At 60.3% G+C, this 17,996-nt stretch carries 21 protein-coding genes and 1 tRNA gene; 7 read left to right on the top strand and 15 right to left on the bottom strand.

Going from position 1 to position 17,996, the window contains the following annotated elements:
- Positions 1-556 precede the first annotated feature (556 nt).
- From J5M56_RS11710 to J5M56_RS11675, 8 genes are all read right to left on the bottom strand, one after another.
- A complete protein-coding gene (locus J5M56_RS11710) occupies positions 557-853 on the bottom strand; it encodes a gamma-butyrobetaine hydroxylase-like domain-containing protein (protein WP_186478367.1) in 297 nt (98 codons plus the stop codon).
- Entirely contained in the window at positions 850-1,818 is a 969-nt protein-coding gene (locus tag J5M56_RS11705) for a HEAT repeat domain-containing protein (RefSeq protein WP_186478366.1), read from the bottom strand. Before J5M56_RS11705 ends, J5M56_RS11710 begins: the two co-directional genes overlap by 4 nt.
- Positions 1,815-2,666 carry an ABC transporter ATP-binding protein gene (locus J5M56_RS11700; RefSeq protein WP_186478365.1) on the bottom strand — a complete coding sequence of 284 codons (852 nt, stop codon included), beginning with the start codon at positions 2,664-2,666 and terminating at the stop codon, positions 1,815-1,817. Before J5M56_RS11700 ends, J5M56_RS11705 begins: the two co-directional genes overlap by 4 nt.
- A complete protein-coding gene (locus J5M56_RS11695; protein ID WP_186478364.1) occupies positions 2,663-3,448 on the bottom strand; it encodes an ABC transporter permease in 786 nt (261 codons plus the stop codon). The genes J5M56_RS11700 and J5M56_RS11695 overlap by 4 nt, the downstream gene beginning before the upstream one ends.
- A 15-nt stretch (positions 3,449-3,463) precedes the next feature.
- Positions 3,464-4,870: an ABC transporter substrate-binding protein gene (locus J5M56_RS11690; protein WP_186478363.1), complete on the bottom strand. Its 1,407-nt coding sequence runs from the start codon at positions 4,868-4,870 to the stop codon at positions 3,464-3,466.
- Positions 4,871-4,990: 120 nt separating this feature from the next.
- A complete protein-coding gene (locus J5M56_RS11685) occupies positions 4,991-5,236 on the bottom strand; it encodes a ferredoxin family protein (RefSeq protein ID WP_186478362.1) in 246 nt (81 codons plus the stop codon).
- Between the two features lie 160 nt (positions 5,237-5,396).
- Entirely contained in the window at positions 5,397-7,121 is a 1,725-nt protein-coding gene (locus tag J5M56_RS11680) for a fumarate reductase/succinate dehydrogenase flavoprotein subunit (RefSeq protein WP_186478361.1), read from the bottom strand.
- On the bottom strand, positions 7,118-7,867 hold the full coding sequence (locus J5M56_RS11675; RefSeq protein WP_186478360.1) for a GntR family transcriptional regulator: 750 nt from the start codon (positions 7,865-7,867) through the stop codon (positions 7,118-7,120). Before J5M56_RS11675 ends, J5M56_RS11680 begins: the two co-directional genes overlap by 4 nt.
- A 196-nt stretch (positions 7,868-8,063) precedes the next feature.
- On the opposite strand from J5M56_RS11675, the gene J5M56_RS11670 reads away from it, so the two are divergent.
- From J5M56_RS11670 to J5M56_RS11650, 5 genes are all read left to right on the top strand, one after another.
- Positions 8,064-8,140, top strand: a tRNA-Arg gene (locus J5M56_RS11670).
- Between the two features lie 212 nt (positions 8,141-8,352).
- Complete coding sequence (locus J5M56_RS11665) at positions 8,353-8,856, top strand: hypothetical protein (protein WP_060478682.1); 504 nt, start codon at positions 8,353-8,355, stop codon at positions 8,854-8,856.
- A gap of 11 nt (positions 8,857-8,867) precedes the next feature.
- Complete coding sequence (locus tag J5M56_RS11660; RefSeq protein WP_186478358.1) at positions 8,868-9,398, top strand: DUF5384 family protein; 531 nt, start codon at positions 8,868-8,870, stop codon at positions 9,396-9,398.
- Between the two features lie 57 nt (positions 9,399-9,455).
- A complete protein-coding gene (locus J5M56_RS11655) occupies positions 9,456-9,779 on the top strand; it encodes a hypothetical protein (RefSeq protein WP_186478357.1) in 324 nt (107 codons plus the stop codon).
- Positions 9,780-9,983: 204 nt separating this feature from the next.
- Entirely contained in the window at positions 9,984-10,421 is a 438-nt protein-coding gene (locus J5M56_RS11650) for a CBS domain-containing protein (RefSeq protein ID WP_186478356.1), read from the top strand.
- Positions 10,422-10,428: 7 nt separating this feature from the next.
- Here the strand turns inward: J5M56_RS11650 and J5M56_RS11645 are convergent, their stop codons facing one another.
- The 4 genes from J5M56_RS11645 to abc-f all read right to left on the bottom strand — a co-directional run bounded on the left by J5M56_RS11645 (position 10,429) and on the right by abc-f (position 14,285).
- Complete coding sequence (locus J5M56_RS11645) at positions 10,429-11,067, bottom strand: NADH:ubiquinone oxidoreductase subunit N (RefSeq protein ID WP_186478355.1); 639 nt, start codon at positions 11,065-11,067, stop codon at positions 10,429-10,431.
- Between the two features lie 69 nt (positions 11,068-11,136).
- Positions 11,137-11,379 (bottom strand): DUF2789 domain-containing protein, encoded by a 243-nt coding sequence (locus J5M56_RS11640; RefSeq protein WP_186478354.1) that lies wholly within the window; start codon positions 11,377-11,379, stop codon positions 11,137-11,139.
- Between the two features lie 211 nt (positions 11,380-11,590).
- The gene (locus J5M56_RS11635) at positions 11,591-12,223 is read right to left on the bottom strand and encodes a LysE family transporter (protein WP_186478353.1); all 633 of its coding nucleotides are present in this window, start codon (positions 12,221-12,223) and stop codon (positions 11,591-11,593) included.
- A gap of 151 nt (positions 12,224-12,374) precedes the next feature.
- The gene (gene abc-f, locus J5M56_RS11630) at positions 12,375-14,285 is read right to left on the bottom strand and encodes a ribosomal protection-like ABC-F family protein (RefSeq protein WP_207936935.1); all 1,911 of its coding nucleotides are present in this window, start codon (positions 14,283-14,285) and stop codon (positions 12,375-12,377) included.
- A gap of 50 nt (positions 14,286-14,335) precedes the next feature.
- On the opposite strand from abc-f, the gene J5M56_RS11625 reads away from it, so the two are divergent.
- Entirely contained in the window at positions 14,336-14,818 is a 483-nt protein-coding gene (locus J5M56_RS11625) for a TIGR02444 family protein (RefSeq protein ID WP_186478438.1), read from the top strand.
- On the opposite strand, the gene J5M56_RS11620 is transcribed toward J5M56_RS11625, so the two are convergent.
- Entirely contained in the window at positions 14,794-15,762 is a 969-nt protein-coding gene (locus tag J5M56_RS11620; RefSeq protein ID WP_186478351.1) for an AlgP family protein, read from the bottom strand. The genes J5M56_RS11625 and J5M56_RS11620 overlap by 25 nt on opposite strands.
- A gap of 224 nt (positions 15,763-15,986) precedes the next feature.
- Between J5M56_RS11620 and J5M56_RS11615 the strand changes: the two genes are divergently transcribed.
- Positions 15,987-16,652 carry an FKBP-type peptidyl-prolyl cis-trans isomerase gene (locus J5M56_RS11615; RefSeq protein WP_186478350.1) on the top strand — a complete coding sequence of 222 codons (666 nt, stop codon included), beginning with the start codon at positions 15,987-15,989 and terminating at the stop codon, positions 16,650-16,652.
- 9 nt (positions 16,653-16,661) lie between these two features.
- On the opposite strand, the gene J5M56_RS11610 is transcribed toward J5M56_RS11615, so the two are convergent.
- Both J5M56_RS11610 and J5M56_RS11605 read right to left on the bottom strand, forming a co-directional pair.
- Positions 16,662-17,132, bottom strand: coding sequence for an Rsd/AlgQ family anti-sigma factor (locus tag J5M56_RS11610; RefSeq protein WP_060478671.1), 471 nt, complete (start codon positions 17,130-17,132; stop codon positions 16,662-16,664).
- A gap of 239 nt (positions 17,133-17,371) precedes the next feature.
- On the bottom strand, positions 17,372-17,878 hold the full coding sequence (locus J5M56_RS11605) for a disulfide bond formation protein B (RefSeq protein WP_186478349.1): 507 nt from the start codon (positions 17,876-17,878) through the stop codon (positions 17,372-17,374).
- Positions 17,879-17,996: the final 118 nt, after the last annotated feature.

Genomic DNA, 17,996 nt, shown 5'->3' with positions numbered 1-17,996 from the left:
GCTAAGCGGGTGCTGGGGTGTTGGACAATAGGCTGTTCAAAAAAAAGAACGAATGGTTGAACAGCCTGGCTAAAAGTGCAGCACTTTGCAAAGCGGCAACTGACCTGTTCGCGGGTGAACCGGCCTGCACAGGTCATGCATAGCCATGTGACAGCCGGTGGAGCAAAAGGCTTGTCGAGCTGTGCAGACCGTTGCGCTAAAGCCGCTCTCACAAGCTGGAGTCTATCGCAAAGCCCATGCTGGCCTGTGTGTTTACCCGCGAAACGCTGATGAAGGTTAGCCGACGCCGCTCATGCAAAGTTGAAGAGAGGACCGACGGCTTTCTGAAAGGAATCGATCAGTAACCCTTGCCCTGATCGGTCACTGAGTCCAGCTGACGACTGTGTACGTTCAGCGCCACCACCACCCTTTAAGTACCCCGACGCATTTTGTTGAGCACCGTGGTGGTGAGCTTCTGCGGACTAGGGAACTTGAGCTGAGCCCGATAGCTGAACTGCTTGTCGCTTTCTGGCCGGGAAGCACCACTGAAGTCACTCAGCTGGGCTCAGGCCAGAACTCATCGCACTGTAGGCGACAGATCGGCAAGCGTGCGCAAGTAGGCCCAAGGGTAGATACCTCGCTGATGCCCATCGCTGAATAGCAGCTGCACACCGTAGCCCTGCTCTATGAGGCGCTCCACGCGAACATCGTCTCTGACCACCATCACCCGCCCCTGCAAACCCGCTGCTCGGCATTGCGAGCAAGGGCAGTTGCCCCTTAGTCGAGCATGGCTAATGACAGCCTCGGCATCGGGCCACTGTACGGTCAGCAACCCGTACGCACGCTGGTTATGAATCCGACTTGGGCCATTCATCCGTTAGCCCCGCTCAACTGCGTCAAGGCAATGCGAACCGCCTTACGTACTTCAGGGTCGCTGTCAGCTTCAGCCGCCTGCAACGCTGGCAAGGCGCGGGCCTGGCCCAGCTCACCGAGGGCCAGCGCGGCTTCTTTACGCAGGTTGGCGATGCAGTGGCCAAGCAAACCGGCCAAGGCATCCAACGCCTGTGCATCACGCAGGCGGCCAAGCGATCGAGCAGCGCGCAATCGCACCTGCCAGAAGCCATCTGCCAGCGCCGACACCAATGCCGGGGCCGCCTGAACATGCCCTACCTTGCCCAGGGTCGTCGCGGCCTCCTCGCGCACTTGCCAGGCCGGATCGCACAGGGCGCCGATAAGTGCCGGCAAGACTGTGGAGTTACGGGAAAGCCCCAACGCGCCAATCGCTGCGCGACGGACTTCGGTATCCGGCTCATGCTCGGCCAGTTTCGCCAAGGCAGGCAAGGCAGGCTCGTGCTTGAGCCAACCCAGCACGCCTACCGCTTCGCGACGCACAGTCGCGTCCGTGTCCTGCAGTGCCAGCAAGGCAGGTGCGGCGGCATCTTCGAGGCGCAATTCACGCAGCGCACGCAAGGCACTGGCGCGTACGAAACCATCGGCATGGGTCGTCCATGGCAGGATCAATAGGCCCGACTGCGGGTGCTTCAATTCGCTGAGACTTTGCGCAGCCGCCAAGCGCACTGCTTCTCCAGCATCGGCCAGAGCGGCGCACAAGGCTTGCACCACTGCCGGCTCTTCCCAGGCCTCCAGCAGGCGCGCAGCCTCGGCACGCACCTGGTCGGCGCTGTCTATCAACAGGGCATCGGTGAGCCACGGCAGGGCATCGGAATCTTCAAGATCGGCCAATTCGAGCAGGGCGATGCGGCGCACCGCTGCGTCGTCAGCTTCCAGGCGTGGCAGCAGTTGCAGAATCTCAGGGTTGTCTGTGCGTCGTTCGGTCATAGCGCGATCCTTAGCGGCGGATGTTCGCTGAGTGGCAGGCCAAGTGGCGTTAGGCGTGGTAATTCGCGGCCTTCTTCATGGCGCAGTAGGGCCAGGCAATGGCGTTTTAGGTGAGTGAAGTCTGGGCGGGTCAGCAGACTGGCATTGCGCGGACGGGCGAAGTCCAAGCGCAGCTCCTCAATGAAGCGCCCCGGGCGAGGGCTCATGACCAAAATGCGGTCGGCCAGGAACAGGGCTTCATCGATATCATGCGTAACGAACACAACCGTGGTGCCAATGCGCGCCCAGATTTTCAGCAGCAGCTCCTGCATGCGCGATCGGGTCTGTGCATCCAGGGCGCCAAACGGCTCGTCCATCAGCAGCAGCCGTGGGCGGTTGATCAATACTCGCGCGATTTCAGCGCGCTGCTGCATGCCACCAGATAGCTGGCTGGGCCAGCGTTCGGCAAACTCCGCCAGGCCTACCAAACGCAGCATTTCGGCTGCCTGCCGGCGGCGCTCGGCCTTGCCAATGCCTTGCATCTTCAGGCCAAAGGCTACGTTGTCGAGCACGCTGCGCCATGGCAGTAGGGTGTGATGCTGAAACACCATGCCGCGCAGCGGCGAAGGGCCGGCAATGGCCTGCCCATCCACGCTCAAGGTGCCGTCGCTGGGGGCCAGGTGGCCGGCCAAGGCGCCGAGCAAGGTGGATTTGCCACAGCCCGAAGGCCCGAGTATGCAGACGAACTCACCAGGCTCCACGGCAAAATCCAGACGTTGGACTGCTTCGAAAGCTTCATCGCCCTCCCCCAGGCGAATCGACAGGCCACGCCCATCGACGCGTCCATGCATCTGTTGACCAGTGCTCATCTACCGGCCCTCCGCGTGCGGTACCAAGGCGTGGCCAGTGCTCCAAGGCGCTTGACCAGCGCACTGCTACCCATACCAAGTACGCCGATCAACAACATGCCGACAACAATGTCCGGATAGTTCTGCAAGGTATATGACTCCCAGGTGTAGTAACCGATGCCGAACTGCCCGGCGATCATTTCGGCAGTGACCAGGCAGAACCACGAGGTGCCCATGCCGATAGCCAGGCCTGTAACGATGCTTGGCAGCGCGCCGGGCAATACCACATCGCGCAAGATCGCCCAGCGCCCGGCACCGAGGCTGCGTGCCGAGGCCACCAGGCGCGGGTCTACGGCCTCTGCGCCATGAACGGTATTGAGCAGGATCGGGAACAGGGCTCCGGTGAAAGTGATGAACACCATCGACAGCTCCGAAGAGGGGAACATCAGGATCGACAGCGGGATCCAGGCAACCGCTGGAATCGGCCGCAACACCTCCAATGGCGGCAGCAGCACATCCTCGGCCCATTTCGATCGGCCGATCAGCAGCCCCAGTGCCACGCCAAGCAATGAGGCAACCGCGTAACCGGCAAATACCCGCGACAGGCTGCTGCCAAGGTGCGCCATTAGTAAACTCGAAGTCAGCAGTTGCCAGGCCGCGCTCAGCACCGTCTGCGGCGTAGGAACGTAGGTGAAGGTCAGCAGGCCCAGGTCCAGCCTGACGCTGGCCGCCACCTGCCAGAACAGCAAGCAGGCCAGCAAAGAGATCAGGCGCAGGGGCCAACGCTTGAGGTCGCGGTTCATGGTGGCGGCTCCCGGTCAGCGCTGGGCGACCAGCTTCTGGTTGGCACTGACGAAGTCGAGCGCTTGGCCCCCATGGGCTTTGGCATATTGCTCAGCCTGGTCCTTGAGCAGGAAGGCGGCCAGTTCGCCCTCAGCGTTGCGCACAAACCAGGCTTGGTTGGCTAACAGCTTGATGCCGCTATCAGCAGCCTGGGCGTAGATTGCGCGGATGTCCTTGCCGTCCTGCTCAATTTGGGCCAGCGCACCCAAGGCGGCTTGGGGCGAGGCGTAGTTACGTACTTTGTCTTCACCGCGCACCCAAATCTGCGCCAGGCGACTGAAATCGGTGATCGGCTTGCCCGTTAGTGCATCGTTGGCCTTGAGCGGGAGTGCGTCGTAGTTCTTGAGCGCCTTGTCGTAATCCAGGCCGGCCTGCTTGAAAGCGGCGCGGATGTACTGGTCGTCGATGAACTGCGCGGTGTCCAGGCCGCGGTCGGTTTTCTTCAGCAACTTGAGAGTGTCGATGGACGTAGCCACTGCCTCACGGTACTCGGGTTTCCAGGTCTGATCGCGGGTCTGTAGGCCGAGCGGGCCGTGAAACAGGTAGCTAACCTCGGCCTCGATGCCAGTCACCTTCTCGATTAACTCGCTGTATTTCTCGGGCTCTTTGGCGATCAAGCGGTCAGCTTCCAAGCTGGCACGCAGGTACGCGGTGACGACTTCTGGGTACCGATTGGCATAGTCAGCATCGACCAAGGCGCCATGGAAGGTCGGTGCTTTGGCCTGGGCACCATCGTAAATCTTGCGGGCAAAGCCGCGGTTGGGAAACAGCTCGGCGAAAGGCACGAAGTCGGCATGCGCATCAATGCGGTTGCTGCGCAAGGCGGAACCCGCGATTTCAGGTGCCTGGGCGATGATTCGCACGTCCTTTTGCGGATCCCAGCCCTGGGCAGCGACGGCTCGCAGCAGCATCCCGTGGGCAGTGGAGGCAAACGGCACGGATATGGTCTTGCCTTTGAGCTCACTCAGCGACTGCACCTGTGAGGCTGCCGGCACGACGATGCCATTGCCGCTACCCTGCACACTACCGGACAGCACACTGATGAACAGGCTGCGTTTGCCCGCATCCAGGTGCGCCACGCCGTTGAATGCGCCGGGGAAATCTGCCATGACGCCGAAGTCGAGCTTACCGGCGACCATCTCATTGGTCAGTGGCGCACCGCTGGTGAAATTCTTCCACTCCACCTGGTAGTGGGCGTCCTTGTACTTGCCGTCATGGGGCAGGTACTTTTCGAGCAGGCCAAGCTCGCGGATCAACAGGCCTGCAGTGGCGCAGTTGATGGTGGTGTCCTGGGTACCGATGGCGACGCGGATGGTCTGGGCGTTGACGTTCAGCCCGGTTAGCGCCAGCGCTAGGCCGGCGACGGTTGCTACAAGGCGCATGGATGATCCCCTCGAATCGTTTTGAGTTATGAAGTCGTCTCCGCCGCCCGGATTGGGGGTGGGAAACGAGGGGCTTTGCAGGAAGGCGCGTCCGGTGGTTTGCCGGATGGCGGAGATTGGTCAGCGCAGCAAGTAAGGGATGTCCACCTTCACAGCGCCGGTAGGGCAGTCTTTTTCACAGGGCATGCAGTACCAGCACTCGTCAAAAGCCATGTAAGCCTTCTGAGTTGCCGGGTTGATCGCCAGCAGGTCCATGGGGCACACCTCGACACAAACTGTGCAACCTTTGTCGGCGATGCACTTTTCTTCGTCGATGGTCACCGGAGCGCTGCTGCGAAAGAAGATTTCCTGGGGTTGGTAGGCCATTTCTCGGGGTCCTTGGGGCCTTCACGGGCACCCTCTAATCTGAAGACTTGCACTTATCCCTAGGGGAGCGGGCTTACCCGCAAAGGGTCCAACACGGTGGACGCCACCGGCTGCCCCCGCTGTTCTTGGATGAACTTGCTGCCATAAGGTGAGGTGTCGCTCAGGCGGCACTGGCTTTGACTCTTAACCGGTCATAGGCAGTTTGTTCTTCAGCATCCAACGCGATCAGGTACGGCTCGACGGGTTTCTTGAAACTGATCATTTCACCGTTTGCGCCTTTCTTCAGATGGCAGTGGCAAAACCATTCGCCATCGTTGCGCTCGGGGAAGTCGACCCTGTAGTGGTAAAGGCCCCAGCGGCTTTCCTCACGGAACAATGAGGCGCGGGCCGCCATTTCGGCGCAGTCACGAATCACCGAGACCTCCATAGCGCGCATCAGCTCGTGGGGATTGCTGGCTTTGATCTGCTGGAGATCACGCTCGATTTCGGCAAAGCGCGCCAGGCCGATTTCCATCTTCTTGGTTACTTTCGGCGGTTGCAGGTAATCGTTCACCATGCGCCGCAGCTTGTATTCCACCTGCGCTGGCGGCAGGCCATGCTCACGCTGCAGCGGGGCGAATATCCGCGCACGCTCGCGCTCGACCTGCACGACATCAACCTCGGCCAGCGCCCGTCCGGCCACGTACTGCGCCGCGTTCACACCGGCAAACCAGCCGTAGGTAAACGCGCCTAGCATGTAGTTATGGGGCACCGCTGCCATGTCACCAGCGGCATACAAGCCCTTGACGCTGGTCTCGGCCTTTTCGTTGACCCACACCCCAGAGGCCGAATGCCCCGAGCAGAAGCCAATCTCCGAAATGTGCATCTCGACCATGTGCTGCCGGTAATCGGTGCCACGCCCAGCATGGAACTGGCCGCGGCTGGGGCGTTCGTTACTGTGCAGAATCTGTTCGATGTTCTGGATGGTTTCCTCGGCCAGGTGATCGAGTTTGAGAAAAACCGGACCGTTGCCGCCCTCCAGCTCCTGGTGGAATTCCCACATCATCTGGCCGCTCCAGTAGTCGCACTCGATGAAGCGTTCACCCTTGTTGTTGGCGGTATAGCCACCTAACGGGCCTGTGACATAGGCACACGCAGGGCCGTTGTAGTCCTTGATCAACGGGTTGATCTGGAAGCACTCGAGGTTGGCGAGCTCGGCGCCGGCGTGGTAGGCCATGGCGTAGCCGTCACCAGCGTTCGTCGGGTTCTCGTAGGTGCCCATCAGGTAACCCGACGATGGCAACCCCAGGCGCCCCGCCGCGCCGCAGGCAAGAATCACCGCCTTGGCTCGCACCACGCAGAACGCGCCAGAGCGGCAGTCGAAACCCAACACACCGGCAGCGGCGCCTTCGGCATCGAGCAATACGCGAGTGCAGACCATGCGGTTACTGATCTGAACTCGGGCGCGCTTGAGTTGCCGATAGAGCACCTTCTTGATGTCGTGACCCTCGGGCATGGGCAATACATAAGCGCCCATGTGGTGGACCTTCTTCACCGCGTAGTCGCCAGTTTCGTCCTTTTCGAACTTCACACCCCAGCGATCGAGCTGCTCGATGGTCTCGAAACTGTGGGTAGCATAGGCGTAGACGGCGGCCTGGTTGACGATACCGTCGTTGGCCACGGTGATTTCCTTGGTGTACTGCTCGGGCGTGGCATGGCCGGGGATGATTGCGTTGTTCAAGCCGTCCATGCCCATGCTGATGGCTCCGCTGCGCTTTACGTTGGCCTTGTCCAGCAGCAACACCCGCAATTGCTTGTCTTGCTCCTTGGCCTTGATCGCCGCCATGGGCCCGGCAGTGCCGCCCCCGATGACGATGATGTCGAAGTCCTGGGTCTCGATGCTCATGCCTTGCTCCCTTTCTGGCGGTCAATGCGCAGCCGGTACTGGAAGGCATCCCCGCGGTAATAGAGGTGTTCGAAGTCAAGCGGCGTGCCTTCGGCTGTGTGGGTCAAGCGTTCTATGCGCATGATCGGCGCGCCCTCCTCCACACCCAGCGCTTGGGTCAGGTCGCTATCGGCCAACACCGCGTCGATCGCCAGATCGGCATGGCCAAGGGCGATGCCGCAGTCATTTTCCAATAGCAAAAAGATGTCGCGGGTCACCAGGTCGGCCTTTTCCAGCTTCTCGCCGATGGCCTTTGGTAGCCAGGTCAGCTCCAGCGATACCGGCTCACGGTTGATCAGGCGGACCCGGCGAATTTCGGTGACCAAACTGCCCTCCCCAACCTGCAGCCGAGCCGCCACCAAGCTATTGGCTGGTACATGGCGGAAACTGCGCAGGCGGTTGATAACCTCGTAGCCCATCTGCGTCATCGATTCACCCAGGCCCTGCAGGGTGCTGACATTCTGAAACGCCTTGGGCTTGGCGACGAAAGTGCCTTTACCGTGAATTTTGAAGATCAACCCTTCTTTTTGCAGGTCACCTAACGCCTGGCGCACTGTAATACGGCTGACATCGAAGACCTTGCCCAGCTCACTTTCCGAAGGCATTCGGCTGTGCGGGGCATAGGTGCCGTCGAGAATACGTTCGCGCAGCAGCTCCTTGAGCTGTGTGTATAACGGTACTGGTGACAGGGGGAACAGTTCGGCCATGAGTCTCTTCACTGATCAAGGACTTGTTATAACAAGTTGTTACCAGATCATAGGCAGCATAAGAGCTCACCAGGAAATACTGATATCGCATATGGATAGAGACATTTTTCTGGACGGCGCCCGTGCCGTTGGAAAAATGGCCGTAGATCAAGGCGATGGACGTCGTCGAATCAGATGGGTATTATGCGTGCGCGTTGCACTCGTAGCTCAGCTGGATAGAGTACTGCCCTCCGAAGGCAGGGGTCGTGGGTTCGAATCCCGCCGAGTGCGCCATATCCCTTTCAAAGCCCACCTTGCGTGGGCTTTGTCGTTTCACACCCTTCACCATTCTCGTTATTCCATTTCGCGATGCAAAACGGTGCCTTGGATGCTGCCGGCTTTACCTCGCCAAAACCCTTTGCTTACAATAGTGGCATTATGCCTCATCCTGTACACGGATAGTCGCGCGGTTACCCATACCCTCCAGGGAATTAGGAATGAAAACGATGCTGAAACATTGTCTGGCCTTGACCATCGCCGCCACATTGGTGGGCTGCCAGGCGACCGGTGAGCAATACCAATCCGATGTTTTCGATGCTAGCCAGGTCAACACCCAGCAAGAAGCCAAGACAGTGAAAATCATCACTGTCTCGCCTACCAAGATCAAAGTCAGCAACGAAAAGAACCAGAAAGCCGCCATGATGGTCGGCGGCGTGCTGGGCGCGCTGGGTGGCGCTGCACTGGGTGCGGGCCACAACAAGGACACCGCTATCATTGGTGGCGTGGCAGGCGGTGGTGCGGGTGCCCTGGCCGGCTCGCTGGTCAGCGACACCTCGCTGGTACCTGGCGTGCTGATCGGTTACTCGGAGAACGGCAAGATCTACACCTCGGCTCAAGTGGGCCGCCCGTGCGATTACGAAGTGGGTGGCATTTCCCTGATGGTCATGACCCTCTCCAATGAGACCCGCATCCAGCCGAATGCGACCTGCCCAGATCCGAAAAAGAGCTGAGGCCTGAGCACATGAAGAAATTTGTTCTGGGCACCGCCCTGGCACTCTCTGCTGCCACTGCGGTGGCGGGCCAGTTCGATCAGCTTTATCAGATCGAACAACAAACCAAACAATCCCAAGCCGCGCTGGAAGCAGAACGCCTACGCCAGGCCGCCGCTGCCCAGCAACGCGCCGAGGCTCGCGACGCTGCCGCCCGTCAACAGCGTGCAGCTGCCCAGCGTGCCGCAGCCCAACGTGCCGCCGAGCAACAGCAGGCCCAGGCTGCCGAGCGCAAGCGCGTGCTAACCCGGGAAGAGGCCTACGAGGATGACCTGCGCGCACTGGAGCTGGAAGAACGCCGCCTGGCCTTGCAAGCCAAAAAAGCCAAGGTCGCCCGTGCCAACGACTACATCGATGCCGAACTTCGCGACAGCGCCGCACGCACCGACGTGATTCAGTCCAATGCCGACTCCGCCCGCAACGTTACTTCAGGGGCCAAGTCTTTTCTCGAAGACACCGGCAAGGCGCAAGTCAAACGCGCTGGTGGTCTGTTCGGCGAGTAACCATCCCTTGGCATCGCCAGCCCACGGGTTGGCGATGCTCGTTGCAGAGAATCCAACATGCTACGTCTGATATTGGTTGCCAGTGCCGGCCTGGTACTGAGCGGCTGCCTGCAGGAAGAAGCCAAGTTCCCGTCGGTCGACCTACACGGCCGCTTAGTCGTCGATCAAGAAATGACCGCGTCTCGCCAGGCGCAGGGTATCCAGGGCGAATACTTCAAACGCATCTTGACCGTGAACGGCCAAGACATGGCGTTCAATGACTTCGTCCAGCAATACTGCCCCGACAGCAATACCCGTAATGAAACCTGCCTCAAGGCCTTGCGGATCAAGAAGATCGACGATGTCAGCGGTGCGACCAGGTTCCTTCCCAACGGGTTGTGATGATCGCTCGCAGACTGCTAAAAGGCCCCGGCAACCGCCGGGGCCTTTTCGTTGGTATGCCCACATCGTACTCATGGGCCACTTGGCACTACCGATGACGTTTTTCAATCGACTCCATGCCGTTTCCTGCATTGCCGTGCAGGCCGGCGTGCCGGATGCTTTATTTACTCAAGGAGCTCATCTTTCCCACCCGCAGAGGCCTGTATGAAGACCGTCGAACAAATCCTCAAGACCAAGTCCCAGCACCAGACCGTGTACACCATCGGCCCGGATGACTCGGTGCTCGACGCGTTGAAACTGCTAGCGGAGAAAAATATCGGTGCACTGCCTGTGGTGGAAGACAATCTGGTCGTGGGCATCGTCAGCGAGCGGGACTATGCACGCAAGCTGGTACTCAAGGGCCGGTCCTCAGCCGCCACCCCCGTACGCGAGATCATGAGCGCGCCGGTGATCACCGTCGAGCCGAAGAAAAGCCTGGATTACTGCATGCAGCAAATGACCGACCGTCACCTGCGCCACCTGCCGGTGGTTGAAAATGGCCAACTGCTGGGCTTGCTGTCCATCGGCGACTTGGTCAAAGAAACCATCGCTGAACAAGCCAACCTCATCCAACAACTGCAGCAATACATCCGCGGCGAATGATGCCGGCTCAGTGGTAGGCGCGCTCCAGCTCGTCCAGCTGATGGTCGAAGCTGCGCAGGCGCGCCGACCAGGTGTACACCAAGACCTCCAAGTCACGATTGAGCACGGCAGTATTGCCGTAGCCATTGCTCGAAGGTTCGCACAGGTCCAACTGATAACGCTCGCGCGCCATGGCGGTGGCTACGCTGGAAAGGTCACGGGCGTTGGCCAGCCAGTGGTGGTGATGGTCATGGATTTCGCGATCCAGGGTCCGGCACTGACGCTTGAGGGCATCCAGGCTCTGCTCCAGAGGCGTGCCCTTGAGCTCGCCCATGACCTCCTCGAAGGTGCGCCCGGAGTGCCAGTAGCTGCCCCAGAAATAACGATCGAACACCGTCTCGACGCGGCGCAATGCAACCTTGGTGTTCCAAATGGTAAGCAACGTTCGGCCCTGGATCACTTCACGCTTGTTCAAGTGCAATTGCTGCCAGGCAATCCAGGTCAGCGCCACCAGCGCGGCAGCGGCCGTCACCGCCCCTGCCGCATAGAGAAACTGCGTCGCCTGATACATATGCTGGGCATGGCGAATGCCAAAGAAGTAACCGGCCGTCAGGGTGCCCAGGATGGACACGGAGCACCAGAAGGCTGGTGCGTAGGGATCTTTCATCACGCTATCCCCTATTGTTTTTCCTGAGCATAGCAACGGCCAATCACTCGTCAGGTGCCGCTCGGCACTTTATTTTTTGGGGCGGCGCAACGCCTCGTTGAGTTGATCGAAAGGCACTGCCCAATCAGCATCTTCGAGGATGCTTTCTTTCAGGAATGCGCGCTGGGATTCACTCCAGAACGGGGCATCCACAAGTTTGATTTCATTCTTCAAAGGTGAATGGCTGGTGATGAACTGATCGATGCTCTGCGCATCATCAGGCAGGCCCAGTTGCTGGAACAGTTCGGCGAATGGATGAATCGGTGCGTCCATGGTTCCTCCTGTGAGCCGGGCTGGCCGTCGATGACGCAGACCCGACAATGGCTTGCGGTACCCCTTAGTGGCACTGCTTCATGCTCAAATGGATTGGGTGATTACAGTCACCCGACTCCAGATAGACATCGCCCTGGCGGATAAGACTCGCAACAAAAGGAGGATGGGCAAGCAAAAGTAGCCAGGGCTGTAAACCAGCCCCGGCATTCGATCAGATGGGCGCGCGACGCAAAGTGGCGAGGAAGGTCGCCGCGCCAATGAACAAACCGGCGAAGGTACGGTTCAGACGCTTTTGCTGCCTGGGGGTACGCAACAGGCGCAACACCCGCGCTGCCAGGCCGGTATAACCGGCCATAACCAGCATGTCGACGCTGACCATGGTTACGGTAATGGCAATGTACTGCGGCAACAGCGCTCCGTGTGGATTGATGAACTGCGGCAATACAGCCAGCATGAATACCAGCGCCTTGGGGTTGCTGACGTTGACCAGAAAACCGCGGAACATCAGGCTCAACGGCTTGCCGATCGGCCGTACCGCTGATTCGTCAGTCATGTCCATGGGTAGCGCGCGCCATTGCTTGTAGGCCAGGTAGACCAGATAGGCGACACCGAACCACTTGATGACATGGAAAGCGGTGGCAGAAGCGGCAAGGATCGCACCCACGCCGGCGGCAATGACAGCGATCTGCACGACCAGGCCTAGCTGCAAGCCCAAGGCATTCCAGTAACCGCGCCAGAACCCGTATTGCAACCCACTGGACATCGAAGCAATCGCTCCGGCACCCGGCGAAAGGCTGATCACCCAGCACGCGGCAAAGAAGCCCAGCCACACTTCCATCGACATCACACACCTCGCTCAACATTTGTTGCAAAACAGTAAGCTAAGGGGTTGGCGAAAAAATAACCAGCGAATTCTGCTTGAGTGATGGCACCGGCACTGACCGTTGTGGGAGCGGGCTCCCCGACGAAATGGCCAGCACGGTGCCACCTATGCATCAGGACAACGCTTCGAGCTCAGCCTGCATGCTTTCCAGCGTTTCCAAAGCCTCCATCCAGGCCTCCTCCAGCTCGCCCTCGCGCTGTTTGAGCTTGGTCTGGCGAGCCAGCAGTTCACGCAATTCATCCTTGCGCGCCGCTTCGTAAACCCCCCCGTCACCCAGCGCAGCCTCCACCTCGGCCAATTGGCCATGCACTTGGCTAAGCTCGGCCTCCAGTTTGTCGGCTGCCTTCTTGTGCGGCGCCAACTGCTGGCGCAAAGCTGCTGCAGCCTGGCGCTGGGCCTTCTTGTCGGTCTTGTCCGGGTTGGGCGGGGCACTGGTGGTTGGCGCGCTGCGCTGACGGTACTCGACCAGCCAGCGGCTATAGTCGTCCAGGTCGCCATCGAAGGGCTCGACCTTGCCATCAGCCACGAGCAGGAAGTCGTCGGTGGTGCTTTTGAGCAGGTGACGGTCGTGGGAAACCACCACCACGGCACCGGCAAATTCTTGCAGAGCCATGGTCAGCGCCAGGCGCATTTCCAGGTCCAGGTGGTTGGTCGGCTCGTCGAGCAGCAGCAGGTTAGGCCGCTCCCAGGCGATCAGCGCCAGGGCCAACCGGGCTTTTTCGCCACCGGAGAAATTGACCACCGGCTCGTCGACACGGTCGCCATGGAAGTCGAAACCGCCCAGGAAGTCGCGCAATGTCTGTTCGCGCTCGGTCGGCGCGATGCGCTGCAGGTGCAACAGCGGGCTGGCTTTGTCGTCCAGAGAATCGAGCTGGTGCTGAGCGAAGTAGCCAACGGCCAGGTTCTCGCCACGTACCAGGCGGCCCGACAGCGGCTCAAGCTCGCCAGCCAGGTTTTTGATCAGGGTCGACTTGCCGGCGCCATTGGGGCCGAGCAGGCCGATTCGGGCACCCGGTACCAGCTGCAGCTTGACCTTGTCGAGAATCGCCTTGTCACCATAGCCCAGGCGGCCCTCGGACAGGCTCAGCAACGGGCTGGAGATTTTCTGCGACTCGCGGAAGACGAAGTCGAACGGTGAATCGACATGCGCCGCCGACAGCTCTTCCATGCGCTCCAGGGCCTTGATGCGGCTTTGCGCCTGGCGTGCTTTGGTGGCCTGGGCCTTGAAGCGGGCGATGTACTTTTCCATGTGCGCGCGCTGCGCCTGCTGCTTCTCGTAGGCTTGCTGCTGCTGCACCAGGCGCTCGGCGCGGGTACGCTCGAAGGCGGTGTAGCCGCCCTTGTAAAGGTTGAGCTTACGTTGCTCGACATGCAGCACATGGTCGACCACGGCATCCAGGAAATCGCGATCGTGAGAAATCAGCAGCAGGGTACCTGGATAGCCCTTGAGCCAGTCTTCCAGCCACAGAATCGCATCGAGGTCCAAGTGGTTGGTGGGCTCGTCGAGCAGCAGCAAGTCAGACGGGCACATCAGCGCCTGGGCCAGGTTCAGGCGCATCCGCCAGCCACCGGAGAAATCGCCGACGCGGCGGTCCATCTGCTCGTTGGTGAAGCCCAGCCCAGCGAGCAACTTACGCGCGCGGGCATCGGCGGTATAGCCGTCGGCGACCTCCAGCTCACTGTGCAGGCGTGCCAGGGCAGTGCCATCGTGGGCGTGTTCAGCCACGGCAAGTTCCGCTTGCACCTTACGCAGGCGGGCATCGCCGTCGAGCACATAGTCCACGGCCAGGCGCTCGAGGGTATCGACCTCCTGACGCATGTGAGCAATGCGCCAGTCCGCGGGCAACTGGCAATCGCCGGCATCGGGCGAAAGCTCACCGCGCAGCAGCGCGAACAGGCTGGATTTTCCGGCGCCGTTGGCACCGATCAGGCCGGCCTTGTGACCGGCGTGCAGGGTCATCTCGGCGCCTTCTAGCAAGCGCTGCGGACCACGCTGTAAAGTGAGGTTGGATAGTCTGATCATAGTGGTCGCGGAGTCTACCAGCTTCCTCGGCCCACAGCGTGAGTGGAATGATGCACACCGACCTGTGGAAACACGCCCTGGCGCTGTACGAACGCCCGGGTGTCGAAACGGCCTGCCTTGATGTGCAGGCAATGGGTGGCGATGTTTGCCTGCTACTCTGCGCCACCTGGCTACAGGCGCGTGAAGTGGCTTTCAGTGAACAGCGCGCTCAGGCGCTGCGGGCAATTGCCGAGCCCTGGCAAACAGCCGTGGTAGAACCGTTACGCCATTTGCGCCAGCAATGGCGCACGCCCGCTCAGCACGACCCATTGCTGGCGACATTGCGTGCACAGGTGAAGGGCCTGGAGTTACATGCAGAACAAACGCTGCTTGAACGGCTGCAGAACTGCGCAAAGCAATGGCCTACAGGCGCCAGTGAAACGGCGAGTGATTGGCTGCACCGGCTGGCGCCGGAGCAGGCTCGCGGCCATGACGCGCTGAACACGTTGCGCGTCGCGGCCGCGGGGCTTCAGGACGCTGAAGAAGACGGCTGAGCTGGGGTGCTGCCTGGCGCCGATGTGCTGGCCGACGGAGTCGATGGCTCATTGTTGGCGGGCGCAGCCGGCTTGCCGTCGGCAGGTTTTGCCGAAGTGGATCTTGCTGGCGCTTTCGCGGCAGGTTTTGCTGCTGGCTTGGCGGCGACTGGCTTAGCCGCTGCTGGCTTGGCCGCTGTTTTGGCAGGCGCCTTGGTTGCTGCGGGTTTAGCTGTTGGCTTGGCGGCGGCAGTTTTCGCAGCCGGTTTGGCGGCGGCTGGCTTGGCCGCTGCTGACTTGGCCGCTGCTGGCTTGGCTGCTGTTTTGGCAGGTGCCTTGGTTGCTGCGGGTTTAGCTACTGGCTTGGCGGCGGCGGTTTTCGCAGCCGGTTTGGCGGCGGCGGCTGGCTTGGCTGCTGCAGACTGGGAAGTAGTGGTCTTGGCAGCCGTTTTGGATGCAGCGGCGCGGGTCGGTGTTTTGGCTGCAGCTGGCTTGGCAGGAGCCTTTGCAGCGACCCGGCTCGCAGGTTTGCCAGCCGCTGGTTTCTCGGCCTTGTCAGCCACTGCACGCTTGTCCAGCGCCTTGCCAGCCGCTTCGCGCACCTTACCGACACCTTGGGCCAGTTTCAGGCTTTCCTGGGCATCGCGTTTTAGCTGTTGGATATAAGCTCGGGTCTGGGTCTGACGATCCTTGAGCGAGTCGAGCAAGGTTTCAAGCTCAGTAATAGCCTTTTGCGCCTTGCTTTGTGCCTTGGCTTTACCTGCCTTGGCTGAATCCTGCAACTTCAAGCGCCCGTTGTGCAGTTTTTCCTGGGCTTTGCCACGTTGCTTTTCCAACTTGGCCAGCAGTTTCTCTGCATCAGCCAGCGCTTGCGAGCAGGCCTCTTCCAAATGTTCGAGCAAGCTGCCCGAAAGTTGCTGGAGCAGGTGTAACGGCGTGCTTACTGGCTTCTTTTTAGCCGACATGGTTTACCTCCTGGCTGACGAGATTGCGGCTCATACTATGCTTGTGCTGCTACCGCCGCTAGGGCATGTTGACAGTATTGTGTGTGCCGCGTTGCATGCCTGGGCAAAGTTGTCATTTTGCAGCTGCGTGCAAGTGTAGTTGCTTAACAAAAGGTTGCTGATATTCACGCATATCGGCTGAATAAGACTGGCATACTCCACGGCTTGTCGAGCTGGAGTTGCCCATGTCGCGCTACCTTGTATTCAGCCTTTGCCTGATGGCGCCTTTAGCCTTGGCGACCACCAATACTGCGCCTGCCAATGATCGAGATCTGGCCTACAGTCTCGGCGCCAGCTTGGGTGAGCGCCTGCGCCAGGAGGTGCCTGGCCTGCAACTGGATGCACTGGTCGAAGGGCTGCGTGACGCGTACCAGGGCCAACCACTAAAGCTTGACCAAGCTACGATGCAGACCATCCTCCAACAGCATGAGGAGCAGGCCAACACAGCTGCTGAACAAGCCAATGCAGCAAAACTGCAAGCCGTTGAAACCCGTTTCATGGCCAACGAGCGCGCCCGAGCCGGCGTGCACGAGTTGCCTGAGGGAGTGCTGTACACCGAGTTGAAGGCGGGTACCGGCGCGCAACCGCAACCCCATGGCAAGGTCCAGGTACGTTACGTGGGTAGGTTGCCCGACGGCACGGTATTCGATCAGAACCAGCAACCGCAGTGGTTCAGCCTGGACTCGGTAATTGAAGGGTGGCAGGTGGCACTGCCACACATGAAAGCGGGTTCGAGCTGGCGTGTGGTCATACCCTCGGCCCAAGCCTATGGTGCCGAGGGGGCCGGCGACTTGATCGCGCCCTACACGCCGCTGGTGTTCGAAATCGACTTGCTGGCCGTCGGCGGCTGAGGCCCGCCGTCAGGCCTCGACCGCGCCCTCTTCCTTGTGCGCGTTATGCAGCACTTCGATGAGGCAATCTTCGAGTTCGAAACGCTCGTGCAACAGGCTGCCCAACTTGCCGAGTTTCTCGGCGAAGCGTTCGGTGTCCTTGCACTCGCCCTTCTCGCAATGGTCATTGAAGGCCAGGGCGATCTGGGTAATGTCGCTGATCCGCGGGCTGATCTCGTCGGCCAGTTTCAGCGCTTTCTCATCGCCGAACGCCTTTGCCTCGGTGACTAGCTGCTCACTGACTTCAAAGTGCCAGGCGGACACATAGTCGACCAGCACCGCACAGAAATCGCGGTTCTTGTCTTTGTCGGCAAACGCCGGCTTGGCGTCGCGCAAGGTGCGGAAAGCCTGGATCAGTTCCTTTCGCTCCTCGAGCCAACGGTCGATCAGCTTGTGAACCCCACCCCAGCGTTCCTGGGCGTTCTGACAACTATCGAGCATGGCGATCTCTTCCCTTCTGGCCTTCTGGGTAGATGCCCCTGCGCCTCGCACCACGACCATGCAGCACAAAGTGACATCAGCAGGACGACATCGGGCAGTTGTATTCTCGGTATGCGTGCTGGGAGATTATTCCCGCGCGTGCTTGGCATCAAGGTACGCAGCAGACTAAGTTCATACAAGTGTTTAATGGCCGGCTTCACCACCATTGGTCGTGCGAAGGCTGATCGGCGCGCGGCAGGTCAGGGATGACCGAGCGAGCGAAAGCGAAAGGCGAGCAGGCAACTCAAGGGGACCGCCGCCAGCAGGAGAAACGCCAGCAAACTCCACTCTGGCAAGGTCAGGTCGAGAAAGCTCCAGGCCAACGAGCTGCAATCGGGGCCGCCGAGCAGGAGCTGGCGGGCAGCCTCACGCCAGGACAGTTCGAACATGCGCCCTATTGGCAGCCAGCACATCGGGCTCGCATCGACCGAGCCCTGCACCCACACATGCCGCGCTGCCAGTGCGGCACCGCCGAATGCGCACAACAGCGCTGTTTGAGCGTAGCGCCTGACCCCGGTAGTGCCAGGCGCGTGCACTGCCGCACAGAGGCACACCAATGCATACATGCCCAGCAATACACGCTGGCTGAAACATAAAGCGCAAGGTACGAGCCCAAGCACACTTTCGAGATAGAAGGAAGCGCCCAACACTGCCAACGAGGCAAGGCATACCGGAATGAACAGTGCGCGCAGACTGGCCAACGACATGGGCAGTAGAAATCCCGGAAAAGTTGTAGTGGCTTGGAACGGTAGAGGAAAATCCGGGGTTGTTTCAAGGCGCTACTGGAATGAGAAGTCCCTATATGAGCGGGGAAGTTTCCACTTG

It is taken from the genome of Pseudomonas sp. 51_B (assembly GCF_017491595.1).
Classification (GTDB): Bacteria; Pseudomonadota; Gammaproteobacteria; order Pseudomonadales; family Pseudomonadaceae; genus Aquipseudomonas; species Aquipseudomonas promysalinigenes.
The sequence above is the reverse complement of the archived record's forward strand: the minus strand, read 5'-3'. Positions and strand labels throughout refer to the sequence as shown.

Excerpts from the sequence above, each read along its gene's own strand:
- abc-f (WP_207936935.1), bottom strand. The coding sequence starts at position 14,285 with ATGATCAGACTATCCAACCTCACTTTACAGCGTGGTCCGCAGCGCTTG.
- J5M56_RS11645 (WP_186478355.1), bottom strand. The coding sequence starts at position 11,067 with ATGAAAGATCCCTACGCACCAGCCTTCTGGTGCTCCGTGTCCATCCTG.
- J5M56_RS11620 (WP_186478351.1), bottom strand. The coding sequence starts at position 15,762 with ATGTCGGCTAAAAAGAAGCCAGTAAGCACGCCGTTACACCTGCTCCAG.
- J5M56_RS11690 (WP_186478363.1), bottom strand. The coding sequence starts at position 4,870 with ATGCGCCTTGTAGCAACCGTCGCCGGCCTAGCGCTGGCGCTAACCGGG.
- J5M56_RS11610 (WP_060478671.1), bottom strand. The coding sequence starts at position 17,132 with ATGCTCGATAGTTGTCAGAACGCCCAGGAACGCTGGGGTGGGGTTCAC.
- J5M56_RS11710 (WP_186478367.1), bottom strand. The coding sequence starts at position 853 with ATGAATGGCCCAAGTCGGATTCATAACCAGCGTGCGTACGGGTTGCTG.
- J5M56_RS11635 (WP_186478353.1), bottom strand. The coding sequence starts at position 12,223 with ATGTCGATGGAAGTGTGGCTGGGCTTCTTTGCCGCGTGCTGGGTGATC.
- J5M56_RS11705 (WP_186478366.1), bottom strand. The coding sequence starts at position 1,818 with ATGACCGAACGACGCACAGACAACCCTGAGATTCTGCAACTGCTGCCA.
- J5M56_RS11700 (WP_186478365.1), bottom strand. The coding sequence starts at position 2,666 with ATGAGCACTGGTCAACAGATGCATGGACGCGTCGATGGGCGTGGCCTG.
- J5M56_RS11660 (WP_186478358.1), top strand. The coding sequence starts at position 8,868 with ATGAAGAAATTTGTTCTGGGCACCGCCCTGGCACTCTCTGCTGCCACT.
- J5M56_RS11680 (WP_186478361.1), bottom strand. The coding sequence starts at position 7,121 with ATGAGCATCGAGACCCAGGACTTCGACATCATCGTCATCGGGGGCGGC.
- J5M56_RS11640 (WP_186478354.1), bottom strand. The coding sequence starts at position 11,379 with ATGGACGCACCGATTCATCCATTCGCCGAACTGTTCCAGCAACTGGGC.
- J5M56_RS11665 (WP_060478682.1), top strand. The coding sequence starts at position 8,353 with ATGCTGAAACATTGTCTGGCCTTGACCATCGCCGCCACATTGGTGGGC.
- J5M56_RS11675 (WP_186478360.1), bottom strand. The coding sequence starts at position 7,867 with ATGGCCGAACTGTTCCCCCTGTCACCAGTACCGTTATACACACAGCTC.
- J5M56_RS11605 (WP_186478349.1), bottom strand. The coding sequence starts at position 17,878 with ATGTCGTTGGCCAGTCTGCGCGCACTGTTCATTCCGGTATGCCTTGCC.
- J5M56_RS11685 (WP_186478362.1), bottom strand. The coding sequence starts at position 5,236 with ATGGCCTACCAACCCCAGGAAATCTTCTTTCGCAGCAGCGCTCCGGTG.
- J5M56_RS11615 (WP_186478350.1), top strand. The coding sequence starts at position 15,987 with ATGTCGCGCTACCTTGTATTCAGCCTTTGCCTGATGGCGCCTTTAGCC.
- J5M56_RS11650 (WP_186478356.1), top strand. The coding sequence starts at position 9,984 with ATGAAGACCGTCGAACAAATCCTCAAGACCAAGTCCCAGCACCAGACC.
- J5M56_RS11625 (WP_186478438.1), top strand. The coding sequence starts at position 14,336 with ATGCACACCGACCTGTGGAAACACGCCCTGGCGCTGTACGAACGCCCG.
- J5M56_RS11655 (WP_186478357.1), top strand. The coding sequence starts at position 9,456 with ATGCTACGTCTGATATTGGTTGCCAGTGCCGGCCTGGTACTGAGCGGC.
- J5M56_RS11695 (WP_186478364.1), bottom strand. The coding sequence starts at position 3,448 with ATGAACCGCGACCTCAAGCGTTGGCCCCTGCGCCTGATCTCTTTGCTG.